The following is a 12,722-nucleotide window of genomic DNA, read 5'->3' on the forward strand; positions in this document are numbered from 1 at the left end:
ATCGGCGAGCACAAGTCCACCGCAAGACTCGAATGTACGACCGGCGGAGGTCGAAATCCATCCGCCGAACCGGGACCTCGGCCGGTGCTCCCAGAGCACCCGATGATCACGGTGCGTGCAACTCGGGCACCCGCGCCGACGTGGAAGAACGCGCGGCGGAGCCGTCGGCCTGCTCCGCTCCGAATCGCTTCGAACAGGCGTTACGAGCACCGGAGAACGGGACGCGCGCGGCTCGGCTCCGGACTCGGCGCGCGACTACGTCGAGCCGACGCGACGCGGCGCGCTGTCACTCAACGTGAACGTGGAAGGAAGTCCTGGATCGCTCGGCGACCCGGGTGCGGCAGCGGCTAGGGGAGCTTCCAGTCGACCGGTTCCGCTCCTGCTCGCTGCAGGATCTGGTTCGCCCGGCTGAACGGGCGCGTGCCGAAGAAGCCGCGGTCCGCCGACATCGGGCTCGGGTGCACCGACTCGATGCACTCCACGCCCGGCATCATGACCCGCGTGCTGCGAGCGTCGTTGCCCCACAGGATCGCCACCATCGGCTGCTGCCGGGCGGCGAGCGCGCGGATGGCCTGCTCGGTGACCGCTTCCCAGCCCTTGCCGCGGTGCGAGGCCGACTTGCCGGGCTGCACGGTCAGCGCCCGGTTGAGCAGCAGCACCCCGTTCTCCGTCCACGGCGTCAGATCACCGCTGGTGGGCCTGGGGTGGCCGAGGTCGTCGCAGTACTCCCGGAAGATGTTGATCAGGCTGCGCGGCGGCTGGACCCCTGGAGCGACCGAGAAGCTCAGCCCCACCGGGTGCCCCGGCGTCGGGTACGGGTCCTGACCGACGATGAGCACTCGCACGTCGTGGAACGGCTGCTGGAACGCACGCAGCACGTTCTCCCCCGACGGCAGGTACTCCCGCCCGGCCGCGACCTCGGCGCGCAGGAAGTCGCCCATCGCGCCGATCCGGTCGGCGACGGGTTCCAGCGCCTCGGCCCAACCGGCCTCGACCACCTCGTGCAACGGACGTGCCATGGTGGCGCACTCTAGCGAGCGGCCGAGATCGACTGCCCGGCGCCCCGGCCGCGTCGGCCACTGCGGGTCAACGTGTTGTGCCCCACACTGCGGCCAGTCATCATCGACCCTCGTGCGGGTCATTCCCCCGGCCCAACGATCGTGATCTCCATAGCCGCCTGTGACCAGCGTTCCACCTCCGATCACCCCCTGGCGAGCCTCGCGGCAAACCTACTGCGGAGTGATGTTTTACCCACGACAACAATTATCGAAACGGACACAAGTAGGCGTTTTGGTGGCCAGGAGGCAGCCGCTCGGCTAAGTTCCTCAGTACTCCAAACGTGTTCACACACCGTGGACGGCACGACCCGGAGGTGGCACACACCCTCATGACTGCACAGGAAACGGAAGAGATAAGCCCGGAACAGCGATCACTGCTCCGGCGAGCAGTCGGCGCAGCGGCAATCGGGAACACGACGGAGTGGTACGACTTCGGCGTGTACGCCTACGTGGCGAGCTACGTGGGACATCAGTTCTTCCCCGGCCCGTGGGAGACCGTGTCCGCTTTCGGTGTCTTCGCGATCTCGTTCCTGCTGCGACCGCTGGGCAGCATGTTCTTCGGTCCGCTGGGGGACCGGATCGGACGCCAAAAGGTGCTGGCGATCACGATCCTGCTGATGTCCGGATCGACATTCTTGCTCGGCTGCCTGCCGAACTTCGACACAATCGGACTTCTCGCGCCGATCCTGCTGTTGTTGTGCCGCATGGTGCAGGGCTTCTCCACCGGCGGTGAATACGGTGGCGCGGCCACCTACATCGCCGAGTACGCCCCGAACCGGAAACGCGGTTTCTACGGCAGCTGGCTCGAATTCGGCACCCTTGCGGGATTCGGGCTCGGCGCGCTGGTGCCGACCGTTCTGATCCTCACGCTCCCCGCGGAGTCGATGGAGTCCTGGGGCTGGCGAATCCCGTTCCTGCTGGCCGGTCCGCTCGGGCTGATCGGGCTCTACCTGCGGAGCAAGCTGGAGGACACTCCGGCGTTCAAGAACCTGGAGAAGAGCGACAACCTGGCGCGCTCGCCGCTGAAGTCCTTGGTGCGCGAGTACTGGCGGCCGCTGCTGATCCTGATGGGCGTCGTGGTGCTCATCAACGTCGCGAACTACACGATTCTGACCTACATGGAGAGCTACCTCACCGACACCCTGGAAATTCCGGAGGGTCGCGAATACGAGGTGCTCGTCCCGCTGCTGCTGGTGGTCGCGCTGATGATGGCGGCCATCGCCCCGGTGGGCGCGCTGTCCGACCGGATCGGCCGGAAACCGTTGTTCATCTCGGCGGCGATCTGCTTCATCGTGCTGCCCTACCCGGCGTTCATGCTGATCTCGCAGGGCACGATGATCACGACCATGCTCGGGTTGGCGCTGCTGGGCGTCGGGCACCTGCAGTTGATCGGACCGCTGGCCGCGACGCTGCCCGCGATGTTCCCGACGAAGGTGCGTTACGCGGCGTTCAGCGTCGGTTACAACGTCTCCACGGCGGCGTTCGGCGGCACCGCGCCGCTGATCAACGATTGGGCGGTGAGCTACACCGGGAATTCGTTCTTCCCGGCGTTCTACCTGATGGGCGCGGCGGTCGTGGCGCTCATTCCGATCCTGCTGATGAAGGAAACGGCGGGCGAGCCGCTGATGGAGGAATCCGACACACCCGGAACCTCCGCTTCGGCGTCGTCGAGCTGAATCAACTCGAACGGCGAAAGGCCCGGTGGGAACTCCCACCGGGCCTTTTCATGTCATACGGGACGAATCCGGCTCAGATCGAGGCAATACCTGTTCAGGTGATCAACGCCAGTGCTCCCACCCCGAGGACCCCTCGTAGGTCGCGCCGTCCACGGTGACTCCGCTGCCCTCCACCACGGCGCCGACCGCGCGCCAGCCCTCCGGCAGCGGCTGGTCCGGCGGGAACGTCGCCGCCAGCGCCTGGTCCTCACCTCCGGTGAGCACCCAGTGCCGGGCGTCCGCTCCCAGCGCCGAAGCGACCTCCGTCAGCCGCTGCGGCACCTCGATCAGCTCGTCGCGCAGGTCGATGCCCACCTGCGAGGCCTCCGCGATGTGCCCCAGATCGGCCAGCAGCCCGTCCGAGGTGTCGATCATCGAGGTGGCGCCCGCGTCCGCTGCCAGCGGTCCCGCCGCGTACGGCGGCTCCGGCACCCGCTGCGCACCGACCACCGCCACCGGTGAGCGGAATCCGCGCCCCAGCACCGCGAGACCCGCGGCGGCCCAGCCGAGCCGCCCCGCCACCGCGACCACGTCGCCGGGGCACGCGCCGGAGCGGGTCACCGGGGTGCGGCCCTGCAGATCGCCCAACGCCGTGATGGAAATCGTCAGCGCGGGCGCGCTCACCATGTCCCCGCCGATCAGACCGGCACCGACGCGCTGCGCCTCTTCCCACATGCCCGCCGACAGCTCGTCGATCACCGACGTCGGCGTCTCCGGCGGGCAACCCAGCCCCACCAGCAGGCCGGTCGGGACCGCGCCCATCGCGGCCAGGTCGGACAGGTTCACCGCGACGGCCTTGCGCCCCACCTGGTGCGGCGTCGACCACGCCAAGCGGAAGTGCACCTGCTCGACCAGCACGTCGGTGGTCGCCACCACCCGGCCGTCGGACGCCGCCAGCACGGCGGCGTCGTCACCGGGCCCGAGCAAGGTCGCGGCGGGCTGCGCCCGCCCGGAGGTCACCCGCTGGATGAGGCCGAACTCACCGGCCTCGGACACGGTCTGGTCCTGCGCCGAAGTGTCCGAACCCACGTCAGACCTCCCTTTCTTGAGCATCCGCTCGGCCCGATGGGGTAGCTTTCTCCCAGTTTCCTACCCCGCGCACCACGCCTAGACGAAGGGGCACGCCGTGGTTCAGGCATACATCCTCATCCAGACCGAAGTCGGCAAGGCCGCCGCCGTCGCCGCCGAGATCTCCGGCTCCACCGGCGTGATCACGTCCGAGGACGTGACCGGTCCGTACGACGTGATCGTGCGCGCCGAGGCGGAAAATGTCGACCAGCTCGGCAAAATGGTCGTCGCCGGCATCCAGAACGTGGAAGGCATCACGCGGACGCTGACGTGTCCCGTCGTACACCTGTGAGCGCCCCGTTCCCGCTGCCGCGCCCGCGCGTGCTGTAGTGGACTCCGTGGTCGACGAGCATCCGAAGTTCCCCAAGCCGGTCCTCATCGTGGCGCTTTCGCTGAGCGGGCTGCTGGCATTGGGCGTGATCACCCTCGGACTGGTCTCGCGGTTCTCCGAGCAGCAGGAGCAGGATGCCGTGGAGGCGGCGCAGCAGGCCCGTCGCACCGGCCCGCTCGCGCTGCCGCCCATCCCCTCCCCCGCCGCGTCCGGGCCCGACTGCGCGAAGCTGCTCTCCGCACTGCCCGCCGAGCTGGAAGTGGACGGCGCGCAGGTCCCCCGGCGGGCTCTCGCCGACCCGGTACCGCCCGGCGCGATCGCCTGGGGCGACGCCGAGCACGACCCGATCACCGTGCGCTGCGGCCTGTCCGCCCCCGCCGAACTCACCCCGACCTCGCCGCTGGTGGACATCTCCGGGGTGAGCTGGCTGCGGATCACCGAAGCGGGCAACACCTCGTGGCTCGCGGTGGACCGGCCCGTGTACGTGGCGCTGACGGCGCCGGAGAACTCCGGCAGCGGCCCGGTGCAGGACCTCTCGAACGAACTGCGCTCGCTGCCGAAGCAGCCCGTCTTCCCCTGAGCGGGATCAGCGCAGCCCGGTGCCCCGGGCCTGAGCCGTCTCGATCAGGGTCGTCAGCAGCGCCGGGTAGTCGACACCGGTCTGCGCCCACATGCGCGGGTACAGCGAGATCGCGGTGAAGCCGGGCATCGTGTTGACCTCGTTGACGATGAGCTCGCCGTCCTCGGTGACGAAGAAGTCGACCCGCGCGAGGCCCTGGCACTCCAGCGCGCGGAACGCGGTGACCGCGGTGGCGCGCAGCCGCTCGATGGTGTCGTCGCCGACCTTCGCGGGGATGTCGAACTCGGTGACGTCGTCGAGGTACTTGGACTCGAAGTCGTACCAGTCGGCGGCACCGGTGACGCGGAGTTCGGCGGGCAGCGAGGCTTCGATGCGGCCGTCCGGGAATTCGAGCACGCCGCATTCGACCTCGCGGCCGACGACCGCGGTCTCGATGATGACCTTCGGGTCGGTGCGGCGGGCCTCCGCGATGGCGTCGTCCAGCTGCGCCCAGTCGGTGATCTTGGTGATGCCGAGCGAGGAGCCCGCGCGGGCGGGCTTGACGAAGGCGGGCAGGCCGATCCGCTCCCGGCGCCGATCGTCCAAAGTGGACTCGTCGCGGCGGAGCACCTCGAAGGTGCCGACGGAGATGCCTTCGGCCGCCAGCAGCTTCTTCGTGTACTCCTTGTCCATCGACACCGCGCTGGAGAGCACACCCGGACCCGCGTAGGGCACGTCGGCCATCTCCAGCAGGCCCTGGATGGTGCCGTCCTCGCCGAAAGCGCCGTGCAGCACCGGGAAAACGACGTCCACTTCGGACAGGACCTCGCCACCGCGGCCGGGCTCGACCAGGATCAGCTCCTGGCGCGTCGGGTCGCCGGGCAGCGCCACGGCGGTGCCCGCGGCGACCTCGGGCACGCGGCGGTCGCGGATCTCCAGCTCGGCCGGGTCCGAGGTGCCCAGCACCCAGGCGCCCTCGCGGGTGATGCCGACCGGAACGACCTCGAAGCGCTCCGGATCCAGGTGGCTCAGGACGCTGCCCGCGGACAGGCAGGAAACGCCGTGCTCGGTGCTCCGTCCGCCGAAGACGACGGCCACCCTGGTCTTGCGCTGAGTCATGCGCGGAACCCTACCTGCAGGCGCGCGCGCCGCCAGCGACCTCCTCGTCGCACCACCGGGCCACGAGCCCCAGCGAACGCTCCAGGTCAGCACGCGTGCACGAAGCGTAGCCGAGCGCGATGCCGGTCCACTGCCGCGGGCCGTGGTGATGCCTGCGCAGTCCGTCCAGGACGATGCCGTGCTCCGCCGCCCGGTCCACGACGCGCTGTTCGGCTTCGGCGGAGGGCAGCGGCAGCACGACGTGAGCGCCCGCCTCGTCGCCGAAGACCTCGATCCCCGCCTCGGCGAGCCGGGACACGACCAGCCCGCGCCGCTGCGACAGTTCGCGGCGCAGTCTGCGCAGGTGCCGCCCCAGGTCGCCGTTGCGCGCGTACTCGACGAGCACCCGCTGCCCCGCCGGGGCCGGCCCGGTGCTGGTGCGCTCGCGGTGGTCGAGCACTTCGGCGACGACCCGGTCCGGCCCGAGCATCCAGCCCACGCCCAAGGTCGGCGTGAGGATCTTGCTGGTGGTTCCCAGGTGCACCACGACGTCCGGGGCCATCGACGCCAGCACGGGAAGCGGCGCCACGTCGTAGCGCAGCTCGCCGTCGTAGTCGTCCTCCACGATCAGCCACCCCTCGGCGCGCGCCCGTTCGACGAGCGCGACGCGCCGGTCCGCGGGCAACCGGCCGCCGATCGGGTATTGGTGCGCGGGCGAGCAGTACACGGCCCGCACCCCCCGCGGGATGGCCTCGACGATGATCCCCGCGTGATCGACGGGAGCGGGCACCACGGTCGCCCCGGCGGCCAGCAGCGTCTGCACCGCGCGCTGGTAGCCCGGTTCCTCCACGGCCACGGTGGCGCCGCGACCGAGCACGGTCGCGGCGAGCTCGGTGACCGCCGCGGTCGTGCCGCCGGTGGCCACGACGGTGCCCAGGTGCGGGCCGCCGGTGGTCATGCCCCGGTGCCGCAGCAGGTGCTCCACCACGGCCTCGCGGTACTGCTCGACGCCCGCGAGCCGCCGGGTCTCGTCCGGTTCCCGGTCGGCGGCGGCCCGCCAGGCCCGCCGCCACGCCGCGCGGTCGATGCCGCCCGTCCACGGGATTCCCGGCATCAGCCGCACCATCGACTCGGTGTCCCGGCGAGCCGGGCCACCGCCGGATTCCGCTGCGGCGGAAGGAGATCCGGGCGGGGCGGTGGTGACGTAGGTGCCGGAGCCGTGCTTGCCGACGATCCAGCCTTCGGCGTGCAGCTGCTCGTAGGCGGCGGCGGTGACGGTGCGGCTGACGGCGAGGTGCCGGGCCAGCGCCCGCGTCGAGGGCAACCGGTCGCCGCCCCGGAGCTGCCCGAGCGTGGCGGCGCGCCGGAGCGCGTCGGCGAGCTGCACCGCGAGCGGGCGGTCGTCGTCGCGGCGCAGTTCGATGGCCGGTTCCAGCAGCGGCGAGCTCGCCGCGGGCACGGCATGTGGCATCTCAGAGTTCCCCCCGCTCGGCCTCCCGATGATGCCACCACCCGGGGAGCCCGTTCAGGACGGCTCGTACGAGCTCACCGCATGTCCTTGATCTCGTCCGTCCAGGTGAGCGACGTTGTCGGTCGGCGTCGTGTCAGCGGCGACGCCGCTGAGCAGCGACCACCGGAGCAGAACGACCACCGGCGGGGTCTCAGCGGCTTCCTCTCGCGAGGACGGGGAAGCCGCTGAGGTTCCGCCGAGCGACCGCCCGCGCAAGCCGAGCGGAGGTCGGTCAGGCTCGGGTGAGGCCGTCCACGGGATCAAGGGAGTAGAGCGTCATCTGGGTGCGGCCCGGCCGGTACACGTGGATCGTGATCGCGGGGTCGGGGCTGTCGTTGACCACCTGGTGCACGTGGTCGGGGCCGAAGACGCGGGACTGGCCGGTCTCCAGGGCGTGCCATTCCTCGACCGGCCCGGTCGGGGTGTCGCGCACGACCCGCTCGGTGACGGTGCCGGAGACCACGGTGAAGGCACCGGTCGCGCCGCCGTGGTCGTGCAGTTCGGTCCGCTGCCCGGGGAGCCAGCTCAGCAGCCAGGCTTCGTGGGTGGCGGTGCGTTCGAGCAGGCCGGCCCAGCGCTGCTGCGGGTCGTAGCGCAGGCGGTGCGCCCAGGAGAGCCGGTCGGCGGCGAGCTCGCGGGCGATCCGCACGGGATGCGCGAGCGACCGGTCCGCGTCGGCGGCGACGGTGTTGGGGGGTACGGCGAACACGGGGCGTCCTCGATGATCGTGAGTGCGGGAAGTGGGAGTGGCTGCGGTGATGAGCCCGGCGACGCACGTCCCGGCGACGCGATCTCCCCGGAGGGGCGCTGCGCGGAACGGGGCTGGTGCGGAGATCCCGGTTCGGCCACCGCCCGTGTTCGGGGCGGTTCCGGTTTCGCGGATCGGGTGGATCGCGGCGCGAGGCCGCACGGGTCGTTCAGGTCGGTTCGGGGAGCACGTCGCCCGGTCCGCCCTGTTCGCCGATCCTGGGGATCACCGACCGTCAGCGGGGTCGATCACCGCTGCAGACAAAGCGCGCTCGCCACCCGGCGCAGGTCGATGTGACCTCGTCCATCGGTCATGGCTCGCAACACGCGGCGTAGTGAACCAGCGCCGGAAGCGACCCGTCAAGCCGATTGCGCCGATGTCACACCGTCGTGAACCCGCACTCAACGTGATCACAGCGCGGTGCGCAGCAAGATCATCCACTGGCTCGCCGCCGCCGGAGTGATGATCATCATCCTGTTTGCCGGTCCCGTGCGCGATGGGCTCGCGGGGTTCAGGGCAGGGCCGCGAGCACGTCCGCCACGAGGTCGGCGGGGTCTTCGCACCCGGCCGAGAACCGCACGAAGCCCGGTGCCACCGGGTCGCCCCACTGCGCCCGCCGGTCCACGGTGCTGTGCAGGCCGCCGAAGCTGGTGGCCGCCACGACGAGCGCGCTGCGGCGCACGAACTCCGCCACCGCGTCGGCGTCGGCGAGTTCGAAGCGGAACACGCCGCCCCAGCGCCGCATCTGGGCGCTCGCGAGCCGGTGCGCCGGGTCGTCGGGCAGTCCGGGCCAGCGCAGCCCGGTGACCGCGGGGTGCCCGCGCAGGGCGTCGACCAGCGCCGCCGCGTTCGTGGCCTGCCGGGCCAGCCGCAGGTCGAGGGTGCCGAGGCTGCGGTGCGCCAGCCAGGTCTCGAACGGACCGGGGATGGCGCCGGAGAGCGTGCGCGCCCGGCGCAGCCGCTGCGCCAGTTCGCCGTCGGCCGTGGACACGTGCCCGAGCAGCACGTCGCTGTGCCCGGTCAGCGCCTTGGTGTCGCTGGCGAGCGCGATGTCCGCGCCGAGTTCGAGGGGGCGCTGCCCGATCGGGGTGGCGGTGGTGTTGTCCACGGCCAGCAGCGCACCGGCCCGGTGCGCGCGGCGGGCCAGTTCGGCGATGTCGCAGACGTCGAGGCCCGGGTTGGACGGGGTTTCGAGCAGGACCAGCCGGACCCCGTCGAAGACGTCCTCGGGCCACGGCCCCGTCGTGGGGATCTCCCGCACGTCCAGCGAGAGTTCGGCGAGCTCTTCGCGCACGAACTGCCGGGTGGCGTAGTAGCCGTCGGAGGGCACCAGCAGCCGGTCGCCGTGGTGCAGCACGGCGCGCAGCACGGCGCTGATCGCGGCCATGCCGGAAGGCAGCAGCACGCACTCCCCGCCGTCGAGCTCACCGATGGCCGCTTCCAGCGCCCGCCACGACGGATTCCCGGCCCTGCCGTAGAAGTCCCCCTGCGGATCCCCGAGGTGGTACGGAGCGGCGAACACGGGCCCCGGCGCCAGCGGATCGCCCGGCCGCGGATCGCCGTGCCCACCGTGCACGCACTTCGTCCCGTCCCCGAGCTCCGCCACCTGCAACCTCCCCACTAGAACGCCCCTCACCAAATTATTGCGCCCGCAACCCAACCCCTCCAGCAAATGCGCCCCACTCCACAAGAGACCCCTCCACCCACACGCGCCACCCCCGAAGCCCACCCTTCACAGCAGACAACCGCGCAGCGGGCGGCGAAGCCGTGCCTCGGGCGGCGAAGCAAGCCTGCCTCACGGCGAAGCCGTGCCTGGCGGCCGTAGGCCGTGCCTGTATGCGCGTCAGCGCATAGCCCACGTCAAAAAGGTGACAACCCGCGGATTCTCAGCTGCTTCCTCGCGAGGACAGCTTTTTCCCTCGTGGCGGAGCCACTTGGGAAAAAGATCCCGCAGCGAGGAAGACACTGAGGTTCCGCCACCCGACCACCAAAGCAAAACGAGCCGACGAAGCCCTACTCGGACTTGCGTTCGCGGCCGAGTAGTTGGGCTGCTCCTGGTACTGGGCCGAGGTCTTCGTGGCACACCCGGTGCACCACTTCGGTGATCGGCATTTCCACGCCGTGGTGCGCGGCGAGCTCCCGGATGGACGAGCAGGACTTGACGCCTTCGGCGACTTGGCCGTTGGTGGCGTCCTGCGCTTGCGCCAGCGTTTCGCCGCGTCCGAGCCGTTCCCCGAAGGTCCGGTTCCGCGACAGCGGTGAGGTGCAGGTGGCGACGAGGTCGCCGAGTCCGGCGAGCCCGGCGAAGGTCATCGGTTCGGCGCCGAGCGCGGCTCCGAGCCGGGTGGTCTCCGCGAGCCCGCGGGTGATCAGCGAGGACATCGTGTTCTGCCCGTAGCCGAGCCCGGCGGCCATGCCGCAGGCCAGCGCCATCACGTTCTTGCAGGCCCCGGCGAGTTCGATGCCCACGAGGTCGGTGTTGGTGTAGGGCCGGAAGTAGCCGGTGGAGCACGCCGCTTGCAGCGCGACGGCGCGATCGTGGTCGGTGCAGGCCACGACGGTCGCAGTGGGTTGTTCGCCGGCGATCTCCATGGCGAGGTTGGGACCGGAGACGACGGCGACCTGGTCCATGGGCACGTCGGCGACTTCGGCGACGACTTCGCTCATCCGCTTGAGGGTGCTGAGTTCGACGCCTTTGGCGAGGCTGACGAGCGTGGCGTCCGGCGGCAGCAGCGGCTGCCAGCCCGCGAGGTTCTCCCGCAGGGTTTGGCTGGGCACGGCGAGCACCACGGCTTCGGCGCCGTGCATGGCTTCGACGGCGTCGTCGGTGGCTCGCAGCGACTCGGGCAGCGCCACTCCGGGCACGTACCCGGGGTTCTGGTGCTCGGTGTTGATGCGTTCGGCGACTTCGGCGCGGCGCGCCCACAGGGTGACGTCGCTGCCCGCGTCGGCGAGGACTTTCGCGAAGGTGGTGCCCCAGGACCCGGCTCCGAGCACGGTGACCTTGCGGGCGGGTTCAGCTCCGGTCATCGTCGCTCCGGGTCTGCTGGTCCCGGCGGCGGGCCGCCGAGTAGAACTCCTCGGGCGGTTGTTGTTCGCGGATGTCGCCCAGCAGTTCCCGCACCCGGCTCATCGCGAGTTCGCTGACGGTGCGCAGCACGGGGGCGTCGGCAGGCGCGTCGCGGTATTCGGAGAGGTCGAGCGGTTCGCCGATCCGCACGTGCACCGTTTTGCGCGGGAACGGGCGGAACTTCTTCTCGTAGTGGTCGTAGACGTCGCGGGTGCCCCAGCGGGCGGCGGGCACGATCGGCACGTCGTGCTCCACGGCGAGCCTGGCCACGCCGGGCTTCGGCGACATCGGCCAGCCTTCGGGGTCCTTGGTGACCGTTCCGTCCGGGTAGATGATGACGATCTTGCCGGCTTCGAGCGCGTCGTGCGCCGCTTCGAGGCTCTTGCGGGCGTCGGCGGTCTGCCGGAACACGGGGATCTGCTCGACGCCGTTGAGGACGTTTCTCAGCACCGGCACGTTCCACAGCGTGTTCTTGGCCATGAACCGGGGGACGCGGGCGGCGCGGTGCACGGTGACCGCGTCGTAGAGCGGGTCGAGGTGCGACACGTGGTTGAGCACGAGCAGCGCCGGGCCGGTGGCGGGGATGTTCTCCAGCCCGTGCACGCGGACGCGGGACAGCAGTGCGGTCAGCGGGTAGAACACGACCGCCGCCAGCCGCAGCCAGAACCGCCCCATCAGCGTCGGGGGCCGTTCCTTGGTCCGCTTGCGCGACCGCTTGAGGCTCGCCGGTTCCGCCACGCCTGTCTCCTCTCGCCCTAGAGCGGCTGTCAAGTTACCTGGCCCACGCTCCTGGTCGGCGAGCGGTCGGTCCGCGGCGGGCATACTCGATGATCGACGGTGGGCGAAGGATCGGGGATGCGAGGGAGGGCGGGATGAACGGCGGAGTGTCCTTGCTGGTGCCGATCAAGCCGCTGCACTTGGCGAAGTCCCGGTTGCGCGACGATCGGCCCGCCGCGCGGCACGCGGATCTGGTGAGCGCGATCGCGCTCGACACGGTGGAGGCCGCGCGGCGCGCCGCCGGGGTGCGGGCGGTGCTGGTGGTGACCTCCGATCCGAGGCTGGCGGAGTCGTTCGCCGCGGTCGGCGTCGAGGTCGTCGCCGACGACCCGGCGGCGGGGTTGAATCCGGCGTTGGAGCACGGCGAGCGGGTGCTGCGGTCGCGCGGGGAGGCGCGGATCGGCGCGCTGCAGGCGGATCTTCCGGCGTTGCGGTCTGCGGAGCTGGCGGCGGCGTTGGAGCAGGCCGGGCCGGAGCGCGCGTTCAGCGCGGATCACCAGGGCACGGGTACGACGCTGCTGCTGGCCGCCGCGCACGGTGCGCTCGCGCCCCGGTTCGGGCCGGGTTCGGCGGCCGCGCACGTGTCGTCCGGGGCGCGGGCGCTCGACGGCGAGTGGGCGTCGTTGCGCTGCGATGTGGACACCGCGGCGGATCTGCGGCGGGCGACGGGCCTCGGTCTCGGGGAGCGCACCGCGGCGTGGCTGGCGGGTGCCGCCGGAAACCCGCGCTGACCTGTGTGGTGTTCCCCGCGACAAAGGTCGAGCGACGGCCCCGGAATGGGTGAGAAT

General features: G+C 71.1%; 12 protein-coding genes. 4 read left to right on the forward strand and 8 right to left on the reverse strand.

Annotated elements, in window-relative coordinates; translation table 11 throughout:
- Positions 1–347: 347 nt before the first annotated feature.
- Positions 348–1,019 (reverse strand): uracil-DNA glycosylase, encoded by a 672-nt coding sequence (locus BJ969_RS22660; RefSeq protein WP_184481864.1) that lies wholly within the window; start codon positions 1,017–1,019, stop codon positions 348–350.
- A gap of 368 nt (positions 1,020–1,387) precedes the next feature.
- On the opposite strand from BJ969_RS22660, the gene BJ969_RS22665 reads away from it, so the two are divergent.
- Complete coding sequence (locus BJ969_RS22665; RefSeq protein ID WP_184481866.1) at positions 1,388–2,734, forward strand: MFS transporter; 1,347 nt, start codon at positions 1,388–1,390, stop codon at positions 2,732–2,734.
- 102 nt (positions 2,735–2,836) lie between these two features.
- On the opposite strand, the gene BJ969_RS22670 is transcribed toward BJ969_RS22665, so the two are convergent.
- The gene (locus tag BJ969_RS22670) at positions 2,837–3,802 is read right to left on the reverse strand and encodes a thiamine-phosphate kinase (RefSeq protein WP_343071549.1); all 966 of its coding nucleotides are present in this window, start codon (positions 3,800–3,802) and stop codon (positions 2,837–2,839) included.
- 97 nt (positions 3,803–3,899) lie between these two features.
- Here BJ969_RS22670 and BJ969_RS22675 point away from each other — a divergent pair, with 97 nt between their 5' ends.
- Positions 3,900–4,133, forward strand: coding sequence for an Lrp/AsnC ligand binding domain-containing protein (locus BJ969_RS22675; RefSeq protein WP_184481871.1), 234 nt, complete (start codon positions 3,900–3,902; stop codon positions 4,131–4,133).
- Positions 4,134–4,179: 46 nt separating this feature from the next.
- Positions 4,180–4,752: a DUF3515 domain-containing protein gene (locus BJ969_RS22680; RefSeq protein ID WP_343071550.1), complete on the forward strand. Its 573-nt coding sequence runs from the start codon at positions 4,180–4,182 to the stop codon at positions 4,750–4,752.
- Between the two features lie 6 nt (positions 4,753–4,758).
- On the opposite strand, the gene BJ969_RS22685 is transcribed toward BJ969_RS22680, so the two are convergent.
- The 6 genes from BJ969_RS22685 to BJ969_RS22710 all read right to left on the reverse strand — a co-directional run bounded on the left by BJ969_RS22685 (position 4,759) and on the right by BJ969_RS22710 (position 11,895).
- Entirely contained in the window at positions 4,759–5,850 is a 1,092-nt protein-coding gene (locus BJ969_RS22685) for a D-alanine--D-alanine ligase family protein (RefSeq protein WP_184481873.1), read from the reverse strand.
- 10 nt (positions 5,851–5,860) lie between these two features.
- On the reverse strand, positions 5,861–7,300 hold the full coding sequence (gene pdxR / locus BJ969_RS22690; RefSeq protein WP_184481875.1) for a MocR-like pyridoxine biosynthesis transcription factor PdxR: 1,440 nt from the start codon (positions 7,298–7,300) through the stop codon (positions 5,861–5,863).
- A gap of 271 nt (positions 7,301–7,571) precedes the next feature.
- The gene (locus tag BJ969_RS22695; RefSeq protein WP_184481877.1) at positions 7,572–8,048 is read right to left on the reverse strand and encodes a cupin domain-containing protein; all 477 of its coding nucleotides are present in this window, start codon (positions 8,046–8,048) and stop codon (positions 7,572–7,574) included.
- 550 nt (positions 8,049–8,598) lie between these two features.
- Positions 8,599–9,693 (reverse strand): cystathionine gamma-lyase, encoded by a 1,095-nt coding sequence (locus BJ969_RS22700; RefSeq protein ID WP_343071551.1) that lies wholly within the window; start codon positions 9,691–9,693, stop codon positions 8,599–8,601.
- Between the two features lie 407 nt (positions 9,694–10,100).
- The gene (locus BJ969_RS22705; RefSeq protein ID WP_184481879.1) at positions 10,101–11,117 is read right to left on the reverse strand and encodes an NAD(P)H-dependent glycerol-3-phosphate dehydrogenase; all 1,017 of its coding nucleotides are present in this window, start codon (positions 11,115–11,117) and stop codon (positions 10,101–10,103) included.
- Positions 11,104–11,895 carry a lysophospholipid acyltransferase family protein gene (locus tag BJ969_RS22710; protein WP_343071552.1) on the reverse strand — a complete coding sequence of 264 codons (792 nt, stop codon included), beginning with the start codon at positions 11,893–11,895 and terminating at the stop codon, positions 11,104–11,106. The genes BJ969_RS22705 and BJ969_RS22710 overlap by 14 nt, the downstream gene beginning before the upstream one ends.
- 134 nt (positions 11,896–12,029) lie before the next feature.
- Here BJ969_RS22710 and cofC point away from each other — a divergent pair, with 134 nt between their 5' ends.
- The gene (gene cofC, locus BJ969_RS22715) at positions 12,030–12,665 is read left to right on the forward strand and encodes a 2-phospho-L-lactate guanylyltransferase (RefSeq protein WP_184481881.1); all 636 of its coding nucleotides are present in this window, start codon (positions 12,030–12,032) and stop codon (positions 12,663–12,665) included.
- Positions 12,666–12,722 lie beyond the last annotated feature (57 nt).

It is taken from the genome of Saccharopolyspora gloriosae (assembly GCF_014203325.1).
Taxonomy (GTDB): domain Bacteria; phylum Actinomycetota; class Actinomycetes; order Mycobacteriales; family Pseudonocardiaceae; genus Saccharopolyspora_C; species Saccharopolyspora_C gloriosae.